Origin of the sequence: Dechloromonas denitrificans, assembly GCF_020510665.1 — a bacterium.
In the GTDB taxonomy this organism is placed as follows: domain Bacteria; phylum Pseudomonadota; class Gammaproteobacteria; order Burkholderiales; family Rhodocyclaceae; genus Azonexus; species Azonexus denitrificans_B.
The window spans coordinates 2,796,140-2,821,599 of the sequence record NZ_CP075187.1; the positions used below are offsets into that span (position 1 = coordinate 2,796,140).

General features: G+C 59.4%; 25 protein-coding genes. 1 reads left to right on the top strand and 24 read right to left on the bottom strand.

Annotated features, from left to right (window positions below; translation table 11 throughout):
- Positions 1-80: 80 nt before the first annotated feature.
- Positions 81-1,001, bottom strand: a complete 921-nt coding sequence (locus tag KI614_RS13230; RefSeq protein WP_226406148.1) for a M23 family metallopeptidase — start codon at positions 999-1,001, stop codon at positions 81-83.
- A 12-nt stretch (positions 1,002-1,013) separates the two neighbouring features.
- Between KI614_RS13230 and KI614_RS13235 the strand changes: the two genes are divergently transcribed.
- The gene (locus KI614_RS13235) at positions 1,014-1,448 is read left to right on the top strand and encodes a DciA family protein (protein ID WP_226406149.1); all 435 of its coding nucleotides are present in this window, start codon (positions 1,014-1,016) and stop codon (positions 1,446-1,448) included.
- A gap of 155 nt (positions 1,449-1,603) precedes the next feature.
- Here the strand turns inward: KI614_RS13235 and lpxC are convergent, their stop codons facing one another.
- The 23 genes from lpxC to KI614_RS13350 form a co-directional block, all read right to left on the bottom strand.
- Positions 1,604-2,518: a UDP-3-O-acyl-N-acetylglucosamine deacetylase gene (gene lpxC, locus KI614_RS13240; RefSeq protein WP_203467507.1), complete on the bottom strand. Its 915-nt coding sequence runs from the start codon at positions 2,516-2,518 to the stop codon at positions 1,604-1,606.
- Between the two features lie 78 nt (positions 2,519-2,596).
- On the bottom strand, positions 2,597-3,778 hold the full coding sequence (gene ftsZ, locus KI614_RS13245; RefSeq protein ID WP_226406150.1) for a cell division protein FtsZ: 1,182 nt from the start codon (positions 3,776-3,778) through the stop codon (positions 2,597-2,599).
- Between the two features lie 33 nt (positions 3,779-3,811).
- Positions 3,812-5,041 carry a cell division protein FtsA gene (ftsA, locus tag KI614_RS13250; protein ID WP_226406151.1) on the bottom strand — a complete coding sequence of 410 codons (1,230 nt, stop codon included), beginning with the start codon at positions 5,039-5,041 and terminating at the stop codon, positions 3,812-3,814.
- Between the two features lie 3 nt (positions 5,042-5,044).
- Positions 5,045-5,785: a cell division protein FtsQ/DivIB gene (locus tag KI614_RS13255; RefSeq protein WP_226406152.1), complete on the bottom strand. Its 741-nt coding sequence runs from the start codon at positions 5,783-5,785 to the stop codon at positions 5,045-5,047.
- 8 nt (positions 5,786-5,793) lie between these two features.
- Entirely contained in the window at positions 5,794-6,699 is a 906-nt protein-coding gene (locus tag KI614_RS13260) for a D-alanine--D-alanine ligase (protein WP_203467511.1), read from the bottom strand.
- Positions 6,696-8,087, bottom strand: coding sequence for a UDP-N-acetylmuramate--L-alanine ligase (gene murC / locus KI614_RS13265; protein WP_226406153.1), 1,392 nt, complete (start codon positions 8,085-8,087; stop codon positions 6,696-6,698). The genes KI614_RS13260 and murC overlap by 4 nt, the downstream gene beginning before the upstream one ends.
- On the bottom strand, positions 8,084-9,142 hold the full coding sequence (gene murG, locus KI614_RS13270; protein WP_203467513.1) for an undecaprenyldiphospho-muramoylpentapeptide beta-N-acetylglucosaminyltransferase: 1,059 nt from the start codon (positions 9,140-9,142) through the stop codon (positions 8,084-8,086). The genes murC and murG overlap by 4 nt, the downstream gene beginning before the upstream one ends.
- Before the next feature lie 121 nt (positions 9,143-9,263).
- Complete coding sequence (ftsW, locus tag KI614_RS13275) at positions 9,264-10,427, bottom strand: putative lipid II flippase FtsW (RefSeq protein ID WP_203467514.1); 1,164 nt, start codon at positions 10,425-10,427, stop codon at positions 9,264-9,266.
- On the bottom strand, positions 10,424-11,776 hold the full coding sequence (gene murD, locus KI614_RS13280) for a UDP-N-acetylmuramoyl-L-alanine--D-glutamate ligase (protein WP_226406154.1): 1,353 nt from the start codon (positions 11,774-11,776) through the stop codon (positions 10,424-10,426). Before murD ends, ftsW begins: the two co-directional genes overlap by 4 nt.
- A complete protein-coding gene (mraY, locus tag KI614_RS13285; protein ID WP_203467516.1) occupies positions 11,776-12,879 on the bottom strand; it encodes a phospho-N-acetylmuramoyl-pentapeptide-transferase in 1,104 nt (367 codons plus the stop codon). Before mraY ends, murD begins: the two co-directional genes overlap by 1 nt.
- Entirely contained in the window at positions 12,879-14,249 is a 1,371-nt protein-coding gene (locus tag KI614_RS13290) for a UDP-N-acetylmuramoyl-tripeptide--D-alanyl-D-alanine ligase (RefSeq protein WP_413464156.1), read from the bottom strand. Before KI614_RS13290 ends, mraY begins: the two co-directional genes overlap by 1 nt.
- Complete coding sequence (locus KI614_RS13295) at positions 14,246-15,727, bottom strand: UDP-N-acetylmuramoyl-L-alanyl-D-glutamate--2,6-diaminopimelate ligase (protein ID WP_226406155.1); 1,482 nt, start codon at positions 15,725-15,727, stop codon at positions 14,246-14,248. Before KI614_RS13295 ends, KI614_RS13290 begins: the two co-directional genes overlap by 4 nt.
- On the bottom strand, positions 15,724-17,472 hold the full coding sequence (locus KI614_RS13300; RefSeq protein ID WP_203467519.1) for a peptidoglycan D,D-transpeptidase FtsI family protein: 1,749 nt from the start codon (positions 17,470-17,472) through the stop codon (positions 15,724-15,726). Before KI614_RS13300 ends, KI614_RS13295 begins: the two co-directional genes overlap by 4 nt.
- Positions 17,472-17,783: a cell division protein FtsL gene (gene ftsL, locus KI614_RS13305; RefSeq protein ID WP_226406156.1), complete on the bottom strand. Its 312-nt coding sequence runs from the start codon at positions 17,781-17,783 to the stop codon at positions 17,472-17,474. The genes KI614_RS13300 and ftsL overlap by 1 nt, the downstream gene beginning before the upstream one ends.
- Entirely contained in the window at positions 17,783-18,709 is a 927-nt protein-coding gene (gene rsmH, locus KI614_RS13310; protein ID WP_226406157.1) for a 16S rRNA (cytosine(1402)-N(4))-methyltransferase RsmH, read from the bottom strand. The genes ftsL and rsmH overlap by 1 nt, the downstream gene beginning before the upstream one ends.
- Positions 18,706-19,155, bottom strand: a complete 450-nt coding sequence (gene mraZ, locus KI614_RS13315; protein ID WP_203467522.1) for a division/cell wall cluster transcriptional repressor MraZ — start codon at positions 19,153-19,155, stop codon at positions 18,706-18,708. The genes rsmH and mraZ overlap by 4 nt, the downstream gene beginning before the upstream one ends.
- Positions 19,156-19,446: 291 nt before the next feature.
- Complete coding sequence (locus tag KI614_RS13320) at positions 19,447-21,435, bottom strand: diguanylate cyclase (RefSeq protein WP_226406158.1); 1,989 nt, start codon at positions 21,433-21,435, stop codon at positions 19,447-19,449.
- Positions 21,436-21,499: 64 nt separating this feature from the next.
- The gene (locus KI614_RS13325; RefSeq protein ID WP_226406159.1) at positions 21,500-22,204 is read right to left on the bottom strand and encodes a DsbC family protein; all 705 of its coding nucleotides are present in this window, start codon (positions 22,202-22,204) and stop codon (positions 21,500-21,502) included.
- A 9-nt stretch (positions 22,205-22,213) separates the two neighbouring features.
- Positions 22,214-23,377 carry a UbiH/UbiF family hydroxylase gene (locus KI614_RS13330; protein ID WP_226406160.1) on the bottom strand — a complete coding sequence of 388 codons (1,164 nt, stop codon included), beginning with the start codon at positions 23,375-23,377 and terminating at the stop codon, positions 22,214-22,216.
- 18 nt (positions 23,378-23,395) lie between these two features.
- On the bottom strand, positions 23,396-23,644 hold the full coding sequence (locus KI614_RS13335) for a hypothetical protein (RefSeq protein ID WP_226406161.1): 249 nt from the start codon (positions 23,642-23,644) through the stop codon (positions 23,396-23,398).
- Between the two features lie 184 nt (positions 23,645-23,828).
- Positions 23,829-24,128, bottom strand: coding sequence for an HU family DNA-binding protein (locus KI614_RS13340; RefSeq protein ID WP_203467527.1), 300 nt, complete (start codon positions 24,126-24,128; stop codon positions 23,829-23,831).
- A gap of 221 nt (positions 24,129-24,349) precedes the next feature.
- On the bottom strand, positions 24,350-24,961 hold the full coding sequence (locus tag KI614_RS13345; protein WP_226406162.1) for a NapC/NirT family cytochrome c: 612 nt from the start codon (positions 24,959-24,961) through the stop codon (positions 24,350-24,352).
- A gap of 17 nt (positions 24,962-24,978) precedes the next feature.
- Entirely contained in the window at positions 24,979-25,422 is a 444-nt protein-coding gene (locus KI614_RS13350) for a nitrate reductase cytochrome c-type subunit (protein ID WP_203467528.1), read from the bottom strand.
- Between the last annotated feature and the right edge of the window lie 38 nt (positions 25,423-25,460).

The window sequence follows — 25,460 nt, forward strand, 5'->3', positions numbered from 1 at the left end:
GGGTGCGGCAAAGCGCGGATTCTAGCACGCTCCCCCGGCATGACGATGACGACCTAAATCAAGGGTTTAGAATAAGCCGCTCAACGCCGTTTGAGTTGTGCGAACTCACTCCCCTGCTTGAGGAAAAGTGCCGGATTCTGGGCTACCCCCAGCATGCGCACCTCGAAGTGCAGATGGGCGCCCGTCGAGCGCCCCGTATTGCCGACCGCCCCCAGCTGCTCGCCGCGACGGACCAGCTTGCCGGCCGGCACATCGACCCGGGAAAGATGAGCATAACGAGAAACCAGCCCTTCGCCATGGTCGACCTCGACCAGATTGCCGAATTCAGCATGGTAGGCGGCCGAAAGAACGACGCCATCGGCAGCGACGACAACCGGCGTACCGATTTCGGCATTGAAATCTATCCCTTCGTGCATGGCACGCAAGCCGGCAATCGGATCACTGCGATGGCCAAACGGCGAGCCATAAGCTGCATTCTTGACCGGCAGTGTCGTCGGCAACAGGCGCTCCTTGACGCGCTTTTCGAGCAAGCGTGATTCCAGAACAGAAAGATCGTCGGCACTATGCTCGACATTTCCCGCCAGTCGGTCGATTTCCCGCTGCAACTCGGCAGCTGTCATCGGGGCAGGCACGTAGGGACCGCCTGCACCCGACGGTTTTCGCGGTGGCACCACATCGAGCTTGATCCCGGCCACGCCGGCCAGACGCTCACCCAGGGTATCAAGCTGAACCACCTTGGCTTGCAACTCACCGAGACGCGTCGCCATGAGCAACAGGTTGTTGCTCAGATAATCCTGCGTCTTCTGCGTTTCTTGCTGCTGCAGCGAAAGGATCAGTCTTTCAACCACCGGCAGACGCCAGTGAACGGACAACCAGGAAAACAGCAGCGAGGTCAGAACCACCAGCGAAACAAAGAGAGCCAGCCCCGCAACGACATGACGAGGCATAATGGTGATCGTTCGCGCTGCTTTCAAATGACGCGAAACCAAAATAATCTGCATTGAAACTCCTCCATGTACAACGGGCCTGAGCACTACCTTGACAGCGACGCCAACGCCAGCCGGCTGATGGCTCACGCACGCCTGTTGCTCAAGCTCTCGCGCCGCTTCGAAGCGATTGCCCCGGCGGGGTTTCGCCACGCTGCACGCGTTGCCAATTACAAGTCGGGGAAGATTGTTATCCACGCCGATAATGGCGCGGTCGCTGCCAAAATCCGCCAGATGAGCCAGCGTTTATGCAGCGAGTTATGCAAAGGTGGGGCGCAGTGTAACGAGCTCGAAGTAAAAGTTCAACCCCGCGAAAATCTTTTCCAATCAACACCTTCAACGCAAAAGCCACTCTCCAGAACGGCTTGCGAGGTGCTGCGGTCGACGGCAGAAAACATGCCAAAAGGCTCTTTGCGTGCGGCAATCGATGCCTTGCTGGCGAGTTCGGCAAAACGGGAATAACGGCCACATCGCAGGGCTTCAGCCGCACACGGCAGGCCGAAAAAATCTCAGGAAAACAATTCAGGCAAGAGCCTGGCGTACGTCGAAGTCTCGGCCAAACAAGCTCAAGGCATCGCTATCGGGGACAGCGGGAGTTCGGCGATTTTCCTGCGGAATCAGGCGGGCTGGTTCAGCCAGCGCGTCACACCGGCCGGGGCGTTTTCAGCCTGTTCGAAAGTTGCGAACTCCCAGGATTCCTGGTGATTCAGCAGCTCACGAGCCAACTGGTTATTCAGCGCATGACCGCCCTTGTGCGACGAATAGGCGGCAAGCAGCGGGCTGCCGAGCAGATAGAGGTCGCCGACAGCGTCGAGAATCTTGTGTTTGACGAACTCATCGCCGTAGCGCAAACCATCCTGGTTCAGCACACGGAACTCATCAAGCACGATGGCATTTTCGAGGCCACCACCCAGCGCCAGACCGTTTTCACGCAGGTATTCGACTTCCTGCATGAAACCAAAGGTGCGCGCCCGGGCCACTTCACGGGTGTAGGACTGTTCGGCAAAATCGATTTCAGCCTTTTGGGCCGATTTGTCGATCGCCGGATGGTTGAAAACGATGGAAAAAGCCAGGCGATAACCATCATAAGGCTCGAAACGGGCCCATTTGTCACCATCGCGAACTTCAATTGTTTGGGTAACGCGAATGAATTTCTTGGCCGCGTTCTGTTCCTCGATGCCAGCAGACTGGATCAGGAAAACGAACGGCGCAGCCGAACCGTCAAGGATGGGCACTTCCGGCGCATCCAGGTCCACCCAGGCATTGTCGATACCGAGACCGGCAAAGGCCGACATCAGGTGTTCGATGGTGCCGACTTTCACCCCGTCCTTTTCAAGACAGGAGCACATGCGCGTATCACCCACCATGAAGGCACGGGCCGGGATATCAACGGGCTCCGGCAAATCGACGCGACGGAAGACGATGCCGGTATCGGGCGCAGCCGGGCGCAGGGTCATATTGACCTTGACACCGCCGTGCAGGCCAACACCTGAGGCGCGAATAACTGTCTTGAGCGTGCGTTGCTTGAGCATGCAAGTGCTTGAATAATTAGGGGAGCGGCGCATTGTAACACAACGCGCCGCCGCCTTTTTCAGAGAAGTGGCAAGCGATCAGTCTGCTTGTTTGCGCAGGAATGCCGGGATGTCGTAACGGTCGACACCACTGTTGGCCAGCGCTTCAACCGTCACATTGCGCTTGCGCACAACAGCCGGGACATCGGCGATCTGGTTGTAATCGATGGCTGGGCTGCTCGAGAAGCCGATGGCATCGTGCGTACCGGTAGCGGCCATAACTGGCGTATTGATCACTTCGAACGTCTGGCGATTGCGCACGGCAACGGCCTGGCCGAGACCGGTGGCAACAACGGTGACGCGCAGCGAATCGCCCATCAATTCGTCGTAGACCGCGCCGAAGATGATGTGTGCGTCTTCAGCAGCGAATGCCTTGACGGTGTTCATCACTTCGTTGACTTCCTTCATCTTCAGGCCGCCCTTGGCTGCCGTGATATTGACCAGCACGCCCTTGGCACCGGACAGATTGACACCTTCGAGCAGCGGCGAAGCCACGGCCTGTTCGGCTGCGATGCGTGCGCGGTCGACACCGGCGGCAGCGGCAGAACCCATCATCGCACGGCCCATTTCGCCCATCACGGTGCGGACGTCTTCAAAGTCGACGTTGACCAGACCCGGGTAGGTAATGATTTCGGCAATACCGCCAACGGCGTTTTTCAGCACGTCGTCAGCTGCCTTGAAGCAATCGTCGACATCGGCGTCGTCGCCCATGACTTCCATCAGCTTGTCATTCAGGATGACGATCAGCGAATCGACGTGCTTGGAGAATTCAGCAATACCGGCTTCGGCGGACTTCATCCGCTTGTTGCCTTCGAAACTAAACGGCTTGGTCACGACGCCGACCGTCAGGATGCCCATTTCACGGGCAATTTCAGCCACAACCGGTGCGGCACCGGTACCTGTACCACCGCCCATGCCGGCCGTGATGAAAGCCATGTGCGCGCCCTGCAGTGCGGCACGGATGTCTTCGCGATGCTGAATGGCCGCTTCCTGGCCCTTTTCCGGCTTGGCGCCAGCACCCAGGCCACTCTCGCCGAGCGACAACTTGCTCGACGCCGCATTGCGGCCGAGTGCTTGTGCGTCAGTGTTGGCGGCAATGAATTCAACGCCGTTCACACCTTCGCGAATCATGTGCTCGATAGCATTGCCACCGGCACCGCCGACCCCGAACACTTTGATGATCGTGCCGACTTCTTCGTCCTTCTCGATGATCTCAAACATGACTACCTCCTCTGAAAAACCGTTAAAAATTGTTTAGAAATTCTTGGCAAACCACGACTTCATACCGACCAGGACATCCTTGATGCCCTGCTTGTCCTGAATTTTCTGGCCCCGTTTACGCTGGGCCTGCGCTTCAAGCAGCAGACCGAAAGCGGTTGAAAAGCGCGGGCTCTGCACGACATCGGCCAGGCTGCCCGAATACTTCGGATTGCCCAGACGGACCGGCATGTGGAAAATTTCTTCGCCCAGCTCGACCATGCCCGGCATGACGCTGGCACCACCGGTCAGCACGATGCCGGAGGAAAGAACCTCCTCGAAACCGGCGCGGCGCAGTTCGTTCTGGATCAGTTCGTACAGTTCCTCGACGCGCGGCTGGATCACATCGGCCAGCGCACGACGGCTCAATTTACGGCTTGGGCGGTCGTCGACCCCGGCAACCTCCATCGTCTCGGCCGCATCGGCCAGCTGCGACAGGGCGCAGCCGTACTTGCACTTGATGTCTTCGGCTTCGCGCGTCGGGGTGCGCAGCGCCATGGCGATATCGTTGGTGATCTGGTCGCCGGCGATGGGAATCACCGAGGTATGACGGATCGCACCTTGCGTCCACACGGCCAAATCGGTCGTACCGCCGCCGATATCGATCAGGCAGACGCCGAGATCCTTTTCATCTTCGGAGAGCACAGCGTAGCTCGAGGCCAGCGGCTGCAGCACCAGATCATTCACTTCCAGACCGCAGCGACGCACGCACTTGACGATGTTCTGGGCCGCAGAAACGGCACCGGTCACGATGTGCGTCTTGACTTCGAGGCGCATGCCGCTCATGCCGATCGGCTCACGGATGCCGTCCTGGCCGTCGATGACGAATTCCTGCGTCAGGATGTGCAGGATTTCCTGATCGGCCGGAATCGGCATCGCCTTGGCGGTTTCGATCACGCGGTCGATGTCGGCCGGCGTCACTTCCTTGTCCTTGATCGCGACCATGCCGTTCGAGTTGAAGCTCTTGATGTGGCTGCCGGCGATCCCGGTATACACATCCTTGACCTTGCAATCAGCCATCAGCTCGACTTCCTGCACGACGCGGCTGATCGTATGCACGGTTTCCTCGATGTTGACCACGACACCTTTTTTCAGGCCGCGTGAATCCTGCGAACCCATGCCAATCACATTAAGGCTGCCTTCCTGGTTGATTTCGGCAACCAGCGCGACGATTTTCGAAGTGCCGATATCCAACCCGACGACCAAATCCTTGTTATCCCTGCTCATTGATTACTTTCCCTTCACTTCACCGGCCATCCGCATGGCAAAGCCATTCGGATAACGCAAATCCACGACCGCCGGCCGATTCGCACGCTTGGCGACAGCCTCCGGATAAATTTCGATAAATCGCTGCAAGCGCACGCCTACCGGCGATTTCGGCTGTTCCCGGCCGATATCCACCACCATTCCGTTTTCCAGCTTCAACTGCCAGGCCAGGCGCGGCGACAGCGTGACCTGCACCGGCCGCTCACCGAGCACCTTGAAATTGGCGACAAACTCGCCATAGCGCTTCAACACTTCCGGCGCGGTATCCTGCGGCCCGAAAAGCAGCGGCAAAGCGGTCGTCTCGCTCTCGGCCAGCACGGCAGAGAAAACCTCACCGTAGGAGTTGACCAACTCACCACGCGCCTCGCCCCAGCGTGCCGCCGGACGATGTTCCTCAACCTTCACTTCGAGCTTTTCCGGCCAGATCCGACGCACTTCAACGCGCCGCACCCAAGGCAGCTTTTCAAGCGTGGCACGCACCTGATCCAGATTGATGCTGAAGAAATTGCCCTTCATCACCGCCGGCAACACCTGCTCGATTTCGATCCGGCGGGTATGCGCCAGCGAATCGGCAAAAACCACCTGACGCACCGGCAAGGACGGCACGCGAACCAGCCAGACAGCACCCGCCGCCAGCAATGCAGCCGACGCTGCGAGAATCAGCAGGTCGGCGATTGCAGTCAGCAGGTGCGGTTTATTCCACATGTGGCGTCTCAGTCGTTGGTAGCCAGTTCGAGCACACGACGCACCAATGCCGGATATTCCATGCCCGCCACACGGGCAGCCATCGGAACCAGCGAATGATCGGTCATGCCCGGTGCGGTATTCACTTCGAGAAAGTAATGGTTACCCGCCTCGTCCATCAGAAAATCAACCCGCCCCCAACCGCGGCCGCCGAGAATGCGGAAGGCTTCCAGCGCGCCCTTGCGGATTTCCATTTCCTTGGCTTCCGGCAAGCCGCAGGGGCAGAGATAACGGGTGTCGTCGCGGTTGTACTTGGCTTCGTAGTCGTACCACTCGGAGGCCGGCTCGATCTTGATGATCGGCAGTGCCTGGTCACCCAGAATGCCGACCGTGTACTCGCCGCCCATGACGCCCTTTTCAGCAATCACCAGCGAGTCGTATTTGGCGGCTTCGGCGTAGGCCAGATGCAGCGTGTCGTGTTCCTTGACCTTGCTGATACCGATCGAAGAGCCTTCGTGGGCCGGCTTGACGAAAATCGGCAAACCAAGCTCTTCCTCGACGTCGGCAAAATCGGAGTCCGCCGTCAGCAATGCGTAATCCGGCACCGGCAAGCCCGCAGCCTGCCACAGCAACTTGGTGCGGAACTTGTCCATACCCAAAGCAGAAGCCATGACGCCGGAACCGGTATAAGGGATGTGCATCAGTTCGAGCGCGCCCTGGATTGTGCCGTCTTCACCATGTCGACCGTGCAAGGCGACGAAGGCACGGTCATAGCCTTTCAGGGCATCGAGCGGCTGCTCGGCCGGATCGAAGGGATGGGCATCGATGCCCTGGCCCTGCAAGGCGGCCAATACGCGCGAACCGCTGTTGAGGGAGACCTCGCGCTCGGCGGACGTTCCGCCGAAGAGGACTGCGACTTTACCAAAACCGCTCATTTGAACTCCACCACCTTGCCTGGCACAGCACCGATCGAACCGGCGCCCATGCACAACACCACGTCGCCATCGCGGGCGACATCCATGATCGTTTGCGGCATGGCCGCAATATCTTCAACAAATACGGGTTCAACCTTGCCGCCAACACGCAAGGCGCGGGCCAGCGAGCGACCGTCAGCAGCGACAATCGGCGCTTCGCCGGCGGCGTAGATTTCGGCCAGCAAAAGCACGTCGACCGTGGCAAGCACCTTGACGAAATCCTCGAAGCAATCGCGCGTCCGCGTGTAGCGATGCGGCTGGAAAGCCAGCACCAGGCGACGACCGGGAAAAGCACCGCGGGCGGCAGCCAGCGTCGCGGCCATTTCAACCGGGTGATGACCGTAATCATCGACCAAGGTGAAGCGACCACCGGCCGGCAGCGCGACTTCGCCGTAACGCTGGAAGCGGCGGCCAACCCCCTTGAACTCGGCCAGCGCCTTGACGATGGCCTGGTCGGACACCTGCACCTCGGTCGCCACGGCAATCGCCGCCAGGGCATTCAGCACATTATGGATACCCGGCAGATTCAGCGTGATCGACAGGCGCGACACCGAGCCATTGACCCGAACGCAGTCGAAGCGCATCTGGCCATCGGCGGCGACGATGTTTTCAGCGTAGAAATTGCAGGCATCGCTCAGGCCGTAGGTAATGATCTGCTTCGGCACCTGCGGCATGATCGCGCGCACATTCGGATCTTCGCCGCACAGCACGGCGACGCCATAGAACGGCAGGCGATTCAGGAAATCGACGAAAGCCCCCTTGAGACGCTCGAAGTCATGGCCGTAGGTTTCCATGTGGTCGGCGTCGATATTGGTGACCACCGAAACCACGGGCGACAGAAAAAGGAAGGATGCGTCCGACTCGTCGGCCTCGGCGACGAGAAAATCACCGGAACCGAGACGGGCGTTTGCGCCGGCCGCATTCAGCCGACCGCCGATGACGAAGGTCGGATCGACGCCGCCTTCGGCCAGGATGCTGGTCACCAGGCTGGTCGTCGTGGTCTTGCCGTGCGTTCCGGCGATGGCGATCCCGTGCTTCAGGCGCATCAGTTCGGCCAGCATCTGGGCGCGCGGCACGACCGGAATCTTGCGCTCGCGGGCGGCAATCACTTCCGGGTTATCGGCCTTGACCGCCGTCGAGATCACCACGGCATCGGCGCCCGCCGCATTTTCTGCCGCATGACCAATCGTCACCTTGACGCCCTCGCCTTCAAGGCGGCGGGTCGTCGCGCTGGCTGCCAGGTCGGAGCCAGTCACGGTGTAGTCGAGGTGGGCGAGCACTTCGGCAATGCCGCTCATGCCCGAGCCACCGACACCGACGAAGTGGATATGTTTGACTTTATGTTTCATTTCGCGATCTCCGCGCAGACATTGGCGACTTCCTCGGTCGCAGCGGGCTTGGCCAGGCTGCGCGCCTTGATGGCCATTTCGCGCAACTGGCTACGGCTGTAATTGCGGATCAGCGCAATGCTGTCCGGCGTCATTTCGGTTTGCGGCAGCAGGAAAGCGCCGCCGACATTGACCAGGAATTTGGCATTCCCGGTCTGGTGATCATCCACGGCGTGCGGGAAGGGCACGAGGATGCTCGCGACGCCAACCGCGGCCAGCTCTGCCACGGTCAACGCGCCGGCACGGCAAATAACCAGATCGGCCCATTCGTAGGCACCGGCCATGTCCTCGATGAATGAAACGCAGTGCGCCTCGACACCCACCGCGGCGTAGTTGGCCTTCAGCGCATCGAGATGTTTTTCGCCCGCCTGATGGACGATTTGCGGCAACTGGTTGGCACCGAGCAAAGCCATGCCTTGCGGAATGATTTCATTCAACGCCTGGGCCCCGAGACTGCCGCCGATCACCAGCAAACGCAGCGCGCCGCTCCGCTCGGCGTAACGCGCCTCAGGCCCGCTGAGCGCGGCGATTTCCGGACGTACCGGATTGCCCAGCCAGCTGCCTTTTTTCAGCACTTCCGGAAAGCCGGTCAGGACGCGGTCGGCCACACCGGCCAGCACCTTGTTGGCCAGACCGGCGACCGAATTCTGTTCGTGCACGACCAGCGGCTTGCCAAGCAGCGCCGCCATCATCCCGCCGGGGAAGGTAATGTAGCCGCCCATGCCGAGCACGACATCCGGCTGGACCCGGCGGATGGCGCCCAGTGCCTGCCAGAAGCCGCGCAGCAGGTTGATCGGCAGCAGCAGCTTGCGCATCAGCCCCTTGCCGCGCAGGGCGGCAAATTTGATCCACACCGTTTCGTAGCCATGCTGCGGCACCAGACGCGCTTCCATCCCGTCCGGATTACCCAGCCAGACAACACGCCAGCCGGACTGACGCATTTTTTCGGCAACAGCCAGCGCCGGGAAAATGTGGCCACCGGTACCACCGGCCATGACCAACAGTGTCTTGCTCATAGCTTGCCTCCGCGCATGAGGAGCCGGTTTTGTCTACGGCCGCGCTGCGCGCTTAACACCGGCTGCGACGGGTTAGCCTGCGACGAAATCGCCAACTGATGCGAATTCACATGGCACCGCGTCATAGCTTGCCTCCGCGCATCAATTGGCGATTTTCCCAATCGACGCGAAGAAGGATGGCCAGCGCCACGCAATTGGCCAGGATGCCGGAACCGCCGAAGCTCATCAGCGGCAGGGTCAGGCCCTTGGTCGGCAGCAAGCCCATGTTCACGCCCATGTTGATGAAGGACTGGACGCCGAACCAGATGCCCATGCCCATGGCGACCAACGCCGGATAAAGGCGGTCGAACTGGACACACTGGCGACCGATGGCAAAGGCGCGCTGCACCACCAGGGCAAACAGGCCGATGATTGCGATCACGCCAAAGAAGCCGAGTTCCTCGGCGACGACGGCCAGCAGGAAGTCGGTATGGGCCTCGGGCAGGTAGAACAATTTTTCAACGCTGGCGCCCAGGCCGACGCCAAACAGTTCACCACGTCCGAAAGCGATCAGCGAGTGCGACAACTGGTAGCCGCGCCCAAAGGCATCGGCCCACGGATCCATGAAGCCGAAGACCCGGTCGCGGCGATAAGGCGAGACGATGATCATCACGGCAAAGGCAATCAGCAGGCCGACGATCAGCATGGCGAACAGGCGGGCCTTGAGGCCACCGAGGAAAAGAATGCCCATGGCGATCGAGATGATCACGACGAAGGCGCCGAAATCCGGCTCCTTGAGCAGCAGCATGCCGATAATCACCATCGCACCGAACATCGGCAGAAAAGCCTGCTTCAGATCATGCATGACGTTGATCTTGCGCACGGTGTAATCGGCGGCATAGAGCACGGCAAACAGTTTCATCAGCTCGGAAGGCTGCAGATTGACGAAACCGAGCGGCAACCAGCGGCGCGCACCGTTGATATCGCGCCCCAGGCCGGGAATCAGCACGATCGCCAGCAGCAGGGCACCGATCATGAAAAGATAAGGGGCGTATTTTTGCCACAGGGTCAGCGGCACTTGAAAAGTCACGGCGGCGGCCACCAGGCCGATACACAGGAAAATGCCCTGACGGACCAGGTAATAGGCCGGCTGATGGCCGGTAAAGCGGCCGGCTTCGGCAATCGCGATCGAGGCCGAGTAAACCATGATCAAGCCGCTGAACAGCAGAAAAAGCACGCTCCACAGCAGGGCGTAGTCAATTTCAGCCACTTGGCGACGGGGAGCGTCGAGCGCGCCGATCATCATGCTGACAACCCCTTCACGGCAGCGATGAAGGCTTCCGCCCGGTGCGCATAGTTGCGATACATATCGAGACTGGCGCAAGCCGGTGAAAGCAGCACGCAATCACCAGCTTCGGCGTGGGCCGACAACCAGCGGACAGCGGCTTCCATGTCGCCGAGAATGCGGGTCGGCACACCGCTGCCTTCAAGCGCCATGCCGATTGCAGCGGCATCGCGGCCGATCAGGGCGACGGCGCGACCATGCTTTTCCAGCGCCGGCTTAAGCGGCGAGAAATCCTGCCCCTTACCATCGCCACCGAGCACGATGGCCACTTTGCGCCCCATGCCTTCGATGGCGGCCAGCGTTGCGCCGACGTTGGTGCCCTTGGAGTCATCGACGTAAATCACACCGCCGATTTCTGCCACGGTTTCAACCCGGTGCGGCAGGCCGGCGAAGGATTTGAGCGGGGCAAGCAGACGCTCGACCTCAACACCCACTGCCTGGCAGAGCGCCAGCGCGGCCATGGCATTCGCGGCATTGTGCAATCCGGCCAGTTTCAGTGCGTCGACCGCGACAAGCGCTGTTTTACCGAGGGTGATCGCCCCGTTGACCAGACCGAAGTCCAGTGCGCGTGGCGCGGCATCCAGACCAAAAGTAACCATCTTGCGCCCACAACGCCCGTTGGCCATCGACCAGTCGTCATTACGATTCAGCACCATGATGCCCTTGCCCTGGAAGACACGGGACTTGGCTGCGGCGTATTCGGCCATGCTGCCGGCGTAACGATCCAAATGATCTTCCGAGACATTGAGGACCGTCGCCGCAGCGGCATTCAGATGATGCGTCGTTTCCAGCTGGAAGCTCGACAACTCGACCACCCAGACCTGCGGCAAGGTGCCGGCATCCTGCGCATCCATCAGCGCGTCGAGCGCCGACGGTGAAATGTTGCCGCAGGCAATCGCCGGGACACCTGCACCGTTGAGCAAATGGGCGGTCAGGGCCGTCGTCGTCGTCTTGCCGTTGCTACCGGTGATGGCGATGATTTGCGACGCAGGCACCTGGTCGCGGACACCGGCGGCAAAGAGTTCGATTTCGGAGATCAGCGGCAGGTCGACCGCGGCAATCGCCGGCGTCGCTTTCGGCACGCCCGGCGACAAGGCGACAATCTCCATGCCGGCAAACGTTGCGTCACCGAGCGGGCCAGCGATCAGTTCAGCACCGGGCGCAACGGCCTGCAGTGCCTCGACGTTCGGCGGGTTGTCGCGCGTATCGGCAACGCGCACGACAGCGCCCTGGCGATGCAGCCATTTGGCCATCGCCAGTCCGGACTCGCCGAGCCCGATCACCAGTACGCGTTTGCCCCGAAGTTCCATTAGCGCAGCTTCAACGAAGAAAGGCCGACCAGGACGAGCATGATGGTGATGATCCAGAAGCGGACCACAACCTGCGTTTCCTTCCAGCCGGTTTGTTCAAAATGGTGATGCAGCGGGGCCATGCGCAGGATGCGACGGCCCTCGCCGAATTTTTTCTTGGTGTATTTGAAGTAGCTGACCTGGAGCATCACCGACAGCGTTTCGACAACGAACACGCCGCCCATGATCAGCAGCACGATTTCCTGACGCAGGATGACGGCGACGGTACCGAGCGCCGCGCCGAGTGACAGCGCGCCAACGTCGCCCATGAAGACTTCAGCCGGATAGGCGTTGAACCACAGGAAGCCGAGCCCGGCACCGGCGATGGCGCCGAGCAGGATGCACAGCTCGCCCGCCCCCGGCACATACGGGATGAACAGGTACTTGGCGAGCACGGCGTGGCCGGTGACGTAAGCGAAGATGGCAAAGGCACCGGCGATCATCACCGTCGGCATGATGGCGAGGCCATCGAGGCCGTCGGTCAGATTGACCGCATTGCTGGTCCCGACGATGACGAAATAGGTCAGCGTGATGAAGCCAATGATGCCCAGCGGGTAAGCCACAGTCTTGAAGAAAGGCACGATCAATTCAGTTTGCGCGCCGGACTTGGCCGAGTAAGCCAGGAACAGCGCCGCGCCGAGGCCAAGCACCGATTGCCAGAAATACTTCCAGCCGGCCGACAAGCCTTTCGGATCGCGATAAACCACTTTCTTCCAGTCGTCGTACCAGCCGACGATGCCAAACCCGAGCGTGACGATCAGCACGGTCCACACGTATTTATTGGTCAAATCGCCCCACAGCAAGGTGGTGATACCAATGGCGATCAGAATCAGCACGCCGCCCATGGTCGGCGTACCGGATTTAACCAAATGCGTCTGCGGGCCATCAGTACGCACTGCCTGGCCGATTTTCTTGGCCGCCAGCCAGCGGATCACGCCGGGACCGGCGGCGAAGGAAATCAGCAGCGCCGTCATCGTGGCCAGCACGGTACGCAGGGTGATGTAGTTGAAGACGTTAAAAAAGCGAACGTCCTGCGCGAGCCATTGGGCCAGAGCCAGCAGCATCAGTGTTTCTCCTCTGGGGTTGCAACGGCAGCGAGGGCATCGGCCACCCGCTCCATTTTCATAAAGCGCGAGCCTTTGACCAGTACGGTGGTTTCTTCGCCCAATTCCTTGTCGACCGCAGCAATCAGCTTGTCGACATTGCAGTAATGCCGGGCACCTTCGCCGAAATTGCGAACCGCGGTCTGCGCCGCATCGCCCAGCGCGAACAGCCGGTCGATGCCCTGGCTCTTGGCGTAGCCGCCGATTTCATCGTGATATTGCGCACTGGCTTCGCCGATTTCGCCCATGTCGCCGAGCACCAGCAGCTTGCGACCGATGGTGGCCGCCAGCACGTCGATCCCGGCACGCACTGAGTCCGGATTGGCGTTGTAGGTATCGTCAAGGATTTCGGCGCCCTTTTTCCCGGCGCGACGCTGCAAACGCCCCTTCACACCGGTGAAGCTTTCCAGCCCGGCAACAACGGCAGCCAGCGGGATTCCGGCAGCCAGGCAGGCGGCAGCGGCAGCCACGGCATTGCCGGCGTTGTGCCGACCGGGGATGCGCAAGCGGATAGTGGCAGAGCCTTCCAGTGCAATCAGTTCAAGGCTGGTTTCGAGACCATGCTGGCTGACCTTGCCATAGACATCGGCCGGATGATCGATCCCGAAGGTACGAACCGCATGCTCGCCGGCCATCGCGCGCCACAACGCAGCGTAGGCATCGTCGGCATTGATCACGGCGACGCCATTCGGCTGCAGGCCGGTGAAAATGCTGCCCTTTTCGCGGGCAACCTCATCGAGATCGCCCATGCCTTCCAGGTGAGCCCGCTGGGCATTGGTCACCAGCGCCACATTCGGCGCGCCGAGCGGCGCCAGATAGGCGATCTCGCCCGGATGATTCATGCCCATCTCGATGACGGCGGCCCGATGCGTGGCGTTCAGGCCAAGCAGCGTCTGCGGCAAGCCGATGTCGTTGTTCAGATTGCCGCGCGTCGCCAGCACATCGTCGCCGAATTGCGCCTTGAGAATGGCGGCAATCATTTCCTTGGTCGTCGTCTTCCCGTTCGAACCGGTTACAGCCAGAACCGGCAAAGCGAACGTGGCGCGCCATGCCGCGCCGAGAAGCCCAAGCGCCAGGCGCGTATCGTCAACCACGACAGCCGAAATACCGGCCGGCACACGGCTGGCATCGGCCACCATCAACGCGGCTGCGCCACTGGTCGCGGCCTGGGCCAGAAAATCGTGCGCATCGAAGCGTTCTCCGCGCAAGGCGACGAACAACTGTTCCGGACCAATGCCGCGGGTGTCGCTTGAAATACCGGTCAGGGCAACATCGGCGCCGATCATGCGACCGCCCGTTGCGTTGGCAACCTGCGAGAGCAGCCAGTTCATGCGCTCACCTCCTGGGAAATGGTATGACGCAGCGCGAGGGCTGCCTGAGCCTGCTCGACATCCGAAAACGGCGTCCGCACACCAGCGACTTCCTGATAGGTCTCGTGGCCTTTGCCGGCCAGCAGGATCACATCGCGCTGATCGGCTTCGAGGATGGCACGACGGATGGCCACGGCCCGGTCGACTTCAACGTCAGCCTCAGTCATGCCGGACAGCACATCGTCGATGATTGCCTGCGGTGCTTCGCTGCGCGGGTTGTCGCTGGTGACCAGAGCATGGTCGGCACGCTGTTCGGCAACGCCGCCCATTTGCGGACGCTTGCCTTTATCGCGATCGCCGCCACAGCCAAAAACCACGACCAGACGTCCGCCACGCGCATCGGCCACCGAGCGCAAGGCACCCAGTGCATTTTCCAGCGCATCCGGCGTATGTGCGTAATCGACGACAACCAGCGGTTCGCCATGGCCACCGATCCGCTCCATGCGTCCCGGCGGCGGCGTCAGTTCGGCGATACGGCGCGCCACTTCGCCGGCCTGCATGCCGCCATCGTGCAGCACAGCGGCTACGGCGAGCAGGTTCGAGACGTTGTAACGCCCGACCAGGGCCGTATCGACGACCGCCCGACCATTCGGCAAAACCAGCATGAAGCGCTGGCCGAACGGCGTTTCAACCAGTTCTTCTGCCCGGACCAGCGCCGGAAAGTCGCGCTTGGCTTCACCAATGGCGTAGCCGAGAACCCGCATCGCCGTCGTTTCACGGACCAGCTTCAAACCAAGTTCGTCGTCGAGATTGATGATCGCCGTGCGCAGGCGCGGCCAGGCAAAAAGCTTGGCCTTGGCTGCGGCATAAGCTTCCATGCTGCCGTGGTAGTCGAGGTGATCGCGGGTGAAATTGGTGAAAATCGCGATATCGACGCGCGCACCATTCATCCGTCCTTCTTCGATACCGATCGAACTGGCTTCAAGCGCACAAGCGGCCGCGCGCTGTTCGCGGAAATCGGCCAGGTAGCGCATCAAGGTCGTTGCTTCCGGCGTCGTGAACCCGGTTTCAACCAACGCTCCCGGAAACCCGGCACCCAAGGTGCCGATCACGGCGCAAGGCTTGGCGTAAGCGCGTGCGACAAACTGGCTGATCGTTGTTTTGCCGTTGGTCCCGGTAATCGCAATCAGCGACAACCCTTCGCTCGGATGCCCATAAACGGCATGCGCCAGCGGTCCAGCCAGCGGGCGCAAGGCATCGACGGCAAGGTTAGCCACGGTCAACGCCGGATTCCAGGCAAAACCGTCGCCCGGCTGCCAAACGACGGCAACAGCACCGCGCTCAATAGCGTTGTCGATATAACGACGACCATCGGCCAGATCGCCCGGATAGGCCAGGAAGATATCGCCCGGCACCACCTGGCGGCTATCGTCGGCAACGCCACGGGGCACAACGCCCAAGCTCTCCAGACGATCAAGAATTTCACGCGGCGTACTCACAGGGTACTCTTTCCGCCATTGGCATCAGGCACCTGCAACGGTGCATCAGGAGGAACGCCCATGGTGCGCAATGCACCACCCGCAATCTGGGAAAAAGCCGGGCCAGCCACGTCGCCACCGTAGTGGGCGCCACCCGAAGGCTCGTCAATCATCACGGCAACCACCAGACGCGGCTCGCTGATCGGCGCGACGCCGACAAACGAAGCAACATATTTGCGGGCATAAACGCCGCCTTCGACCTTGTAGGCCGTCCCGGTCTTGCCACCGACGCGATAGCCGGGAACGCGCGCCTTCGGGGCGGTACCTTCCGGCTGCACCGCCATTTCAAGCATGGCCCGCACTTCACGCATGGTCTGCGGCGAAAAAACCCGGACGCCCCGCACAGGCGCTTCATCAACCCGGACCAGCGACAAGGGCATCAACTCGCCATCGTGGGCAAAAACGGTATAGGCGCGCGCCAACTGAACCAGGCTGACGGCAATACCGTGACCGTAGGACATCGTCGCCTGCTCGATTGGACGCCAGTTCTTCCAGGGACGCAGACGGCCATTCACTTCGCCCGGAAAGCCCAGATTCGGCGCCTGACCGAAACCGATGCTGTCGAACATTTCCCACATTTCCTTGGGTGGAAAACCCAGAGCAATCTTGGCGGTGCCGATATTCGACGATTTCTGGATAACCTGCGCCACACTCAGGGCGCCGTGCGGATGGGCATCGGAGATGGTCGCGCTACCAATCGTCATCCGGCCCGGCGCGCAATTGATGATGGTATCAAAGCGAACCTTGCCTTTTTCAAGCGCCAGGGCGGCAGTAAACGGCTTCATCACCGACCCCGGCTCGAAGGTGTCGGTGATGGCACGATTACGCAACTGGGCACCGGACAGGTTCTGTCGATTGTTCGGGTTGTAGGTCGGCCAGTTGGCCAACGCCAGAATTTCGCCACTGCGCGCATCAATCACGATGGCCCCGCCCGCCTTGGCGTTATTCGTCTCGACGGCGGTCTTGAGGTGGCTGTATGCCAGGTACTGGATTTTCGAATCGAGTGCCAGACGGACATCCTTGCCATCCTGCGGCGGCTTGAGCGCCCCGACATCCTCGACGATATTGCCTCGCCGGTCACGAATCACCGTCCGGTTACCGGCATGCCCGAGCAGGCTTTGCTGGAAGGCCAGCTCGACCCCTTCAAGACCCTTGTCGTCAACGCCCGTAAAGCCCACGATGTGGGCCGTCATGTCACCAGTCGGGTAGTAGCGCCGATATTCCTTTTCCTGGTGAATACCCGGCAACTTCAGCGCGGCAATCCGGTCTGCCGTCTCCGGCGGCACCTGACGCTTGATGAAGACAAAAGTCTTATCCGAGCCGATCTTGCCATCCAGGTCGCGCTGGGCCATATCCAGCAGACCTGCCAGCTGACGTTTTTGCGGCAGACTCATCGTCCGCGCATCCCCCGGAATGGCCCACACCGACTTCATCGGCGTGGAAACAGCCAGCATGTCGCCGTTACGGTCGACGATCTTGCCGCGCGATGCAGACACCTCGATATCCCGGCGATAGCGCGAATCGCCCTTTTCCTGCAAAAAGTCGTTATTGATCACCTGCAGGTAAAACGCACGTCCGACCAGCGCCAGAAATGCGAGCATCAGCAGCAACACGACCGTACGCGAACGCCAGCCTTGCAACGCCAATTGCAGGACCGGGCTTTCGGTGAAGCGATGACCGCGCTGCGGACGACGACGCACGACCATCAGTGCACCGCCTTTTTCGGCGCCGGCCTGGCGACCTTGACTGCCGGCACCAACTTGGGCGGCACAACCCGACCCGTCGCATCCGGCGTCACCATATGCAGGCGATCACGAGCAATCTTCTCGATCCGCGGATGTGTCGCCCAAGTCGACAGCTCAAGCTGCAACTGGCCATATTCGACATCCAGCTGCCGCGCCCGCTCCTGCTCACCCTCCAGATCCTGGAAGAGCTTGCGCGCCCGATGCTGCGAGGTGACGACACCCAGCGCACAAATGACGACGATCAGGAGAAGGGCCATGTTGAAGCGAACCATCAGATTTTTTCAGCAACCCGCATCACGGCGCTGCGCGCCCGCGGATTGGCAGCAACTTCGGCCGCCGAGGGCTTGATCATCTTGCCAATCAGACGCAATTTCGGCTTCGGCAACTGATCGGCGCGCAAAGGCAGGTTCTTCGGCAGATTGTCTGCGGTCGACTGCTCGCGCATGAAGTTTTTGACGATGCGATCTTCCAGCGAGTGGAAGGAAATCACCACCAGCCGGCCACCGGGCTGCAACAGCTCCAGGGCCTGCGGCAGGGCTATCTCCAGCTGGCGGAGCTCTTGATTGATATGAATCCGTAGAGCTTGAAAGCTGCGCGTCGCCGCGTCCTGCCCTGGCTCACGGGTGCGCACGGTCTCGCGTACGAGGGCCGCGAACTGACCTGTTGTGACAATTGGTTGTTCGAGCCGAGCAGCCACAACCTTCTTTGCAATCTGGAAAGCAAACCGTTCTTCGCCATAGTTCCTGATAACCTCCGTAATATCTCTTATTTCGGCACGCGCCAGCCATTCGGCAGCCGTCTCGCCCTGCGTCGTATCCATCCGCATGTCGAGCGGCGCATCCTGGCGGAAGCTGAAGCCGCGCTCCCCGTCGTCGATCTGCGGCGACGACACCCCAACATCAAACAAAATTCCATCGACCCCGCGCACCCCGGCCTCGGCAGCTGCTTCGCCGATTTCGCCAAAGGCACGATGAACCAACTGGAAACGTGAATCAGCAATCGCCGCCCCGGCAGCAATTGCATAAGGATCGCGGTCGACCGCGACAAGGCGACCCTTTTCATTCAACGAGGAAAGAATGCGGCGACTATGGCCGCCCCGCCCGAAAGTGGCATCCATGTAGACGCCATCCGCTTTGATCGCCAGGGAATCTACCGCCTCTTCGAGCAGCACCGTGACGTGGGTGCTACCCGCGCTCACAGCACCAGATCCCCGAAGCCGGGCGGCAACTCGCCACTCGACAGCGCCTCGGCGGCCATGTCGTTCTGAGCCTTCCAGCCGGCCTCGCTCCAGATTTCGAAATGCGAGCCCATGCCGACCAGATAAACCGTCTTGCCCAGGTTGGCGTATTCGCGCAACTCATTGGCAACCAGGATGCGCCCAGCCGAATCAAGCTCTTCGCTACGTGCATTACCGACCAGCACGCGCTTGATCGAAGCAATCGCCGGATTGAGGCTTGAGCCTTTGAGAATCTGGTCACGAATCGGCTGCCAGGCCGGCGACGGGTAAAGCAGCAGGCAGCGATGTGGATGCGCCGTCAGGACGAGCGAACCCTCAGCGGCCGCAAGCAGGGGCTCGCGATACCTTGCCGGTATGGCAAGCCGCCCCTTTGCATCCAGACTGAGTGCTGTAGCCCCTTCAAACATCCCTGCGTCGCCCCCCGTTTACCCACTTTTCAACACGTTTACCCACTTTAGAGCAACGAACCTCACCAGTCAATAGAAAAATTGGGATTTTTTCTTATGCAACAAGGACTTAGCCGCACTTCGCAAGGTAATTTTATTGAAAATTTTCCCTTATAAATCAAAGGGGGAATTTAAAGACTTAAAGTGACTTATAAGGAGTTCCGCCGAGGCAAAAAAATGCCCTCGACAGTCATGCCGTCGTTTTAATTCAGAAAAGAAACGAAGGGAAAAATGCGCTGGAAACGAGTCGGCTCAGGCGACTTCGCTACCAAAGACGACAACGCAGTTGCGCCCGGAATGTTTGGCCCGATAAAGGGCCTGATCGGCGCAGCGCGTCAGGTCATCCGGCGTCTTGCCATGCTCGGGATAAGCCGAAACTCCAAGCGAAATGGTGAAGTTGACCGTAAATTCACCATGGGCGATCGCCAGCGCTTCGACCAACTGGCGCCAGGACTCAGCCCGGCCACGAGCCGCTTCAAGCGGCATATTGGGCAACAGGATGAGAAATTCCTCGCCACCGAAGCGACAAGCCACATCCTCCGCCCGAACATTGAGCAGCAAGGCAGCCCCCAACGCCTTCAGGATTTCATCACCAAACTGATGTCCATAGGTGTCATTGACTCGCTTGAAATAATCAATATCAAGCATGACCAGGGAAAGCGGATGTCCTTCGCGGCGCGCCCGCGAGACTTCACGTTCAAGCGTTTCATCAAGATAGCGGCGGTTATAAAGCCCGGTCAGACCATCACGCACAGCCTGCTCCTGTAGCGCCGACTGGAGCCGCTCAATTTCATCAATCTGGGCATGCAGACGCTGATTGGTATCACGCAGCGCCTGCTCCGCCGCCTTGCGCGCCCCGACATCACGGGTAATCCCCAGAATGGTCCGCGGCACACCATCGGCATCGAGCAAATAGCTGGACACGACTTCCGTGGCCACGACACTGCCATTCTTGCAAACCTGATCCAGTTCGCCAGTAACAACCCGTGCCGCAGCCTCCCCCCCGATGATGCGCTTGACACGCTGGGCAATCTCACCGACGACCTGAGCCGCATTTTCCGGCACAAGCGAGGCTTCAAGCGGCTGCGCCATCACCTCCTCCGGGGTAAAGCCACGCAAACGCTCGACGGACGGACTGACATACGTAAACCGCAAGCTGGGAATATCCAGCGTCCAGATTACGTCATGGCTATTGTCAGCCAGCATGCGGTAACGCGCCTCGCTGTCACCCAACCGCTGTGTATTGACAGCCTCTTCCCGCTCAAGGCGCATCACGCGAAGCAGTGCAAAAAGCAGCAGCAACGCCAGCAGCAATGCCGACGCCCCAGCCAGCGCTGCCGTCCGGTACCAAGCGGCCAGATAATCGGCAGTAGCTACGCCCGCTGCCACATAAAATGGGTAAGCACCAATTCGCTGGTAAGCATAAATCCGCTCAACACCGTCAAGCGCCGCCCGAAAACGAATGATTCCCGCAGGATCTCCGCTTTCAACACGCAGATGGAGTGGATTGTTTTGCACCTGCTGATTGATCGTATCCGGCCGGACCGGACGACGCAGCACCAAGCGCGCATCATCACTCCGGCGAAAGGTGATCACGCCGTTCGGCCCAAGATCAACCGCATCGAACAGTTGCTGGAAATGGCGCAAATCGAGCGGCGCCATGACCAAGCCCAAAAACTCTCCTGAATGCCCACGCACCGGGACTGCAATAATCATGATATTGCGCCCGGATATTCGCCCGTTCACGACCCCGGAAAAAACCAGCGAAAGGGCTGGATCATTTTTCAACGCCTGAAAATAATCCCTGTCCACCGTATTGCCTGAGACATTCCCAGGCTGAAACGAGACCTCAGAGGCGTGGATAACTTCGCCCGTATTCGCCACAACACGATATCCGACAATTTCGGGAAAGCGCGCCGCGTACAAAGCCAGTTCCCGACTGACAGATTCCTTGTACGAGGCAGCCGCATCCGGACTCATTGCCTGACGGGGCAAAACGGCTGCAAGATGCTCCAGGTCGGCATGAATGCGACGTATCGTCGAACCCAACCGCGCTTCCAGCACCCCGGCAATATTCCGGGCATTGGTTTCAGCTTGTCGCTCGGCGGCCAGATAACTCTCGCCCAGCACAAAACCCAGCAACCCCGTCACCACGAAGAGTGCGGCAACGAACACCAGAATCAGGCGCTTTTGCGACCAGACACCGGGCAACCCACGAACACCAGAGAGAGACTCTGCCATTCCGCGATCATGCCTTCGGGATGGCAGAATGACAAGGCTCTATCTCACCCCGAAGACAGGGACCTTACTTGGTCTGAGCCAGCTTTTGCTCGATACGCGCCAGCGGCATGGCGCCAGGCACCCGCTCGCCATCGGCAAAGAACATGGTCGGCGTGCCGGTAATGTTCAACTTGCGGCCGAACTCCTGATTCTTGCTGACTGCCGTCGTATCGCAATCTTCCTTGCTGGCCGGCGCCTTGCCATCGATCATCCAGTCATTCCAGGCTTTGGCGCGGTCCGCCGAACACCAGATCTGCTTCGATTTACGCACCGAGTCTTCCGACAAAATCGGGTACAGGAAGGTGTAGACCGTAACATTCTCCAGCTTCAACAAATCCTTGGCCAGACGCTTGCAATAACCGCAATTCGGATCCTCGAACGTTGCCAGAACACGCTTGCCATCCCCACGAACCTGCTTGATGGCTCGCTCGAGTGGCAATTCGCCAAACTTGATGGCGGTCAGCTTTTTCATCCGCTCATCGGTGACGTTCTTCATCGTCTTGGCATCGATCAACTGCCCACCGACCAATATCGCGGTCAACTTGTCGTCGGTATAGAAAATGGTGCCGTCCGCGTAAACCTCGTAGAGGCCGAGATAACCCGACTTGCTGACACTTTCCACCTTGGTGCCAAGCTTGGCCTCCATGGAACGCTTGATGTCGGCCTCATCAGCAGCGGCTGCTGAAACGAAAACAGCCGCAACAACGAGCGGCAGCAGCTTTTTAAACATGCGATTCTCCTAGAGGATTCCCTGGGCGTAACGGACCAGGATATTTTTTACGAACGGCAGGCGATTGGTGGCGCTCATGCCCAAATTACGTAGCGGCTTCATGAATGATGGCGCCTTTCGAAAAAGCTGCCAAAGCGCATCGGTCGTCGTCTGCAACAATACCGTTTCTTCACGACGGGCACGCTGATAGCGCTGCAGAAAACGCTCATTCCCGATGTCGTGCCAAGGTTGTGCAGCGGCAAGCAAGGCCGCCAATTCACGCGCATCCTGAAAACCCAGATTGATTCCATGTCCGGACAACGGATGAATCCCATGCCCGGCATCACCCACCAAAGCCAGACGCGGCGCCACGGTTTGAGGCACCCGCATCAAACGCAACGGGAAGGCAGCCGCCGGCGTCAGACAATCAAGTCGCCCGAGCACATGTTCACCAGCCTCAGCCACACGGTCGCACAAGGCCTCAGGTGTCAATGCCAGAAGCTCATCCGCCTTTTGATCCGGCGTCGACCAGACAATTGAAATGCGATTTCCCGGCAAAGGCAGATACGCCAGAACACCATCATCGCGAAACCACTGATAAGCAATGTTGCGATGCGGTTTTTCAGTCACGAAATTAGCCACCAGACCTTTGTCATGGTATGGCGTATTGACAGCCGCCAGGCCGGCCGCCTGCCTGACCCATGAGTCGCGCCCATCGGCGCCGACCAGAAGGCGTGCAGACAGCACCGTGCCGTCACGCAGCGAAAGCACCGCAGCATCGTGACGAAACTCAAGCTGAGCCGGCTGTGCCGGACAAAAAAGACTGAGATTACTCTGGCGCTTGGCATTCTCCCAGAACTCACAAGCCATCCCGGAGGATTCGAGAACCTGGCCCAACTCAGACAAGCCGGCCTCAAAAGCGGAAAACTCAAGGCGCCCCCCGGCATCGCCATGCACATGCATGGCTTTGATTGGCGCCACTCGATCAAGCTTCAAGTTTTTCCAGGCGCCAATTTCTTCAAGGAAAGCGACATTTGCCTGGCTGATCGCATAAATGCGCGCATCCCACTCGGCCGATGCGTGGGGAGGCTGGGCCTCGACCAGGGCAATGCGCAAGCGCGTATCACGCAGCGCCATAGCCAGACTGGCGCCGGCCAGACCGCCTCCGACAATAATCAAATCAAATTGTTGCATGACCGCACGCTCGATGACTCACGGGAGTGAGGCAATGAAATCAGGCCGGAGTCCCGCCGCCAGATGATGGTTTGTTTTGACGCGGTCGACGGTTGTTATTGTTGTTATTTGTGCGCGGACGATGGTTTTTCTTTTGCTGCTGACCCGGAGCGCCACCGCCACCACCGCCTGTACGGCCTTGGCGTATACCGCCGCCATTGCCTTGAGGCTCATTGCCGGAGATGCGATTGCCGGGAGCAAGCTGAATTTCAAGTTCGATGATTTCATCCCACTGCTCATCTGTCCGATCACGCTCGGGAATGGACAGAAGCTCGCGCAGGCGACGACGATTGTCGTTGGGCGGAGGCGCAGACGGCGTATTTTCAAGCGGAGTTTCGGGATTTTGATTAGTCATCGTAAAGTAAAAAGCGGAGCCCTCATGTTAGGGAGCCCCGCATTAGGTGATACCGGATTATTTTTTCTTGGCAGCAGTTTTTTTGGCCGCAACGGATGCCTTGAACGCCGTACCTGCCGTAAATTTCGGCACAGTAGTTGCCGGAATTTTCAGCGTTGCACCAGTCTTTGGGTTTTTGCCGGTGCGCGCAGCGCGCTTCGCGGACTTGAAGGTACCGAAACCAACGAGCGTTACAGATTCGCCTTTGGTGACTGTGCTAACCACCGCCCCGATCACTGCAGCCAAAACCTTCTCGGCAGCAGCCTTGGTAATACCAGCTTCTTTTGCAGCAACTTCGACCAGCTCGGATTTATTCATCTAAGTGCCTCCTGTTACTTGTTTAAAATTTAAGAAAACCGGCCGTCGGAACGGCAGCGCATTAAAAGTAGCATATCTTTTTATGGATGTCTTGACCGAAGACGGCCTATTTACTACCCATTGCGTGAATTTTTGTATTTTTCACACGCCGATAAAAATGCACCCCTGAAAAACAACCCCGGCACATGGCCGGGGTTTGACTTTCAAACAAGGACTGAACCTTATTTTTTCTCGGCAGCTTCTGCCGGTTTCTCACCGTGGGAGATTTCAACCCCACCTTCGTTCTGCTTGCCGATATGCTGATCAATCTGCGGCAACTGGTGAGCAATACCCTTGTGGCAATCGATACAGGTCTTGCCATCGACAAACGCCTGCGGGTGCATACGAGCAGCACGGTTACCCTGTTCGGTGTAATCCATGTAATCGTAGCGGTGACAGTTACGACATTCCTGCGAGTCGTTTGCCTTCATGCGCTTCCACTCGTTCTGAGCCAGCTGACCACGCTTGGCATTGAACTTTTCCGGCGTATCAATCGTTCCGAGAATCTTGTGCAAAACCTCATTGGAAGCCTGGATCTTGCGAATCATCTTCGGCCCCCACTCCTTCGGCACATGGCAATCCGGGCAGGTTGCACGAACACCGGTACGGTTGGTGTAGTGAATCGTATTCTGGTATTCGCGGAAGACGTTTTCTTCCATCTCGTGACACGAAATACAGAACGATTCCTTGTTGGTCGACTCAAGCGCCCAGTTAAAGCCGCCCCAGAAGACAATACCGGCAATGAACAGACCCAGGACCGTCACCAGGCCAATGCGTTGCACCCAAGCGGGCATACGTTTTTCCAGACTCATCATTCCCCCTTCTTGGCAGCCGGTTTATAGGTATTCGTCACAAGCGGCTTGGCATCGAACTGCGGCACATGACACTGCATGCAGAAATAACGGCGCGGCGAGATGTTCGGCTGCTTCTTGTCTTCACGATCCAGATAGTGCGACTTGGCAACCTTGGTCGCACCGGTTTCCTCGGCCCGTTCCTTCGAATGGCAGTCCATGCACTTGTTGAAGTTCTGGGTAATGTTATAGCCCTTGACGCTATGCGGAATCAGCGGCGGTTGCTTCTGAAAATTGCGCTGAATCGCTTCCTGATCTTTCTCAGGACGGAACATGTCAACCTTGGAGTTACCTTCGATTGTCACGTTGCCAATTTCATTGACCAGTTTTTCCTGCGCCACAACGCCCCCCGCTCCGGAGAGGAGCAGCGTCGCAGCGAGGGCCAGAGCTGGAATAAATCTCATGTTTTTTCCTCCGATGTGCGGCCGGATTGCTCCGGCCG

What these genes read in the sequence shown, in the direction of transcription:
- lpxC (WP_203467507.1), bottom strand. Translation starts at nt 2,518, where the DNA reads ATGCTCAAGCAACGCACGCTCAAGACAGTTATTCGCGCCTCAGGTGTT.
- KI614_RS13255 (WP_226406152.1), bottom strand. Translation starts at nt 5,785, where the DNA reads ATGTGGAATAAACCGCACCTGCTGACTGCAATCGCCGACCTGCTGATT.
- KI614_RS13320 (WP_226406158.1), bottom strand. Translation starts at nt 21,435, where the DNA reads ATGGCAGAGTCTCTCTCTGGTGTTCGTGGGTTGCCCGGTGTCTGGTCG.
- KI614_RS13350 (WP_203467528.1), bottom strand. Translation starts at nt 25,422, where the DNA reads ATGAGATTTATTCCAGCTCTGGCCCTCGCTGCGACGCTGCTCCTCTCC.
- murG (WP_203467513.1), bottom strand. Translation starts at nt 9,142, where the DNA reads ATGAGCAAGACACTGTTGGTCATGGCCGGTGGTACCGGTGGCCACATT.
- mraY (WP_203467516.1), bottom strand. Translation starts at nt 12,879, where the DNA reads ATGCTGCTGGCTCTGGCCCAATGGCTCGCGCAGGACGTTCGCTTTTTT.
- ftsW (WP_203467514.1), bottom strand. Translation starts at nt 10,427, where the DNA reads ATGATGATCGGCGCGCTCGACGCTCCCCGTCGCCAAGTGGCTGAAATT.
- KI614_RS13335 (WP_226406161.1), bottom strand. Translation starts at nt 23,644, where the DNA reads ATGAAATCATCGAACTTGAAATTCAGCTTGCTCCCGGCAATCGCATCT.
- KI614_RS13300 (WP_203467519.1), bottom strand. Translation starts at nt 17,472, where the DNA reads ATGGTCGTGCGTCGTCGTCCGCAGCGCGGTCATCGCTTCACCGAAAGC.
- KI614_RS13235 (WP_226406149.1), top strand. Translation starts at nt 1,014, where the DNA reads ATGTACAACGGGCCTGAGCACTACCTTGACAGCGACGCCAACGCCAGC.
- KI614_RS13290 (WP_413464156.1), bottom strand. Translation starts at nt 14,249, where the DNA reads ATGAACTGGCTGCTCTCGCAGGTTGCCAACGCAACGGGCGGTCGCATG.
- KI614_RS13345 (WP_226406162.1), bottom strand. Translation starts at nt 24,961, where the DNA reads ATGCCCGCTTGGGTGCAACGCATTGGCCTGGTGACGGTCCTGGGTCTG.
- murC (WP_226406153.1), bottom strand. Translation starts at nt 8,087, where the DNA reads ATGAAACATAAAGTCAAACATATCCACTTCGTCGGTGTCGGTGGCTCG.
- KI614_RS13230 (WP_226406148.1), bottom strand. Translation starts at nt 1,001, where the DNA reads ATGCAGATTATTTTGGTTTCGCGTCATTTGAAAGCAGCGCGAACGATC.
- ftsA (WP_226406151.1), bottom strand. Translation starts at nt 5,041, where the DNA reads ATGAGCAGGGATAACAAGGATTTGGTCGTCGGGTTGGATATCGGCACT.
- KI614_RS13330 (WP_226406160.1), bottom strand. Translation starts at nt 23,377, where the DNA reads ATGCAACAATTTGATTTGATTATTGTCGGAGGCGGTCTGGCCGGCGCC.
- KI614_RS13325 (WP_226406159.1), bottom strand. Translation starts at nt 22,204, where the DNA reads ATGTTTAAAAAGCTGCTGCCGCTCGTTGTTGCGGCTGTTTTCGTTTCA.
- murD (WP_226406154.1), bottom strand. Translation starts at nt 11,776, where the DNA reads ATGGAACTTCGGGGCAAACGCGTACTGGTGATCGGGCTCGGCGAGTCC.
- ftsL (WP_226406156.1), bottom strand. Translation starts at nt 17,783, where the DNA reads ATGGTTCGCTTCAACATGGCCCTTCTCCTGATCGTCGTCATTTGTGCG.
- KI614_RS13260 (WP_203467511.1), bottom strand. Translation starts at nt 6,699, where the DNA reads ATGAGCGGTTTTGGTAAAGTCGCAGTCCTCTTCGGCGGAACGTCCGCC.
- mraZ (WP_203467522.1), bottom strand. Translation starts at nt 19,155, where the DNA reads ATGTTTGAAGGGGCTACAGCACTCAGTCTGGATGCAAAGGGGCGGCTT.
- KI614_RS13340 (WP_203467527.1), bottom strand. Translation starts at nt 24,128, where the DNA reads ATGAATAAATCCGAGCTGGTCGAAGTTGCTGCAAAAGAAGCTGGTATT.
- ftsZ (WP_226406150.1), bottom strand. Translation starts at nt 3,778, where the DNA reads ATGTTTGAGATCATCGAGAAGGACGAAGAAGTCGGCACGATCATCAAA.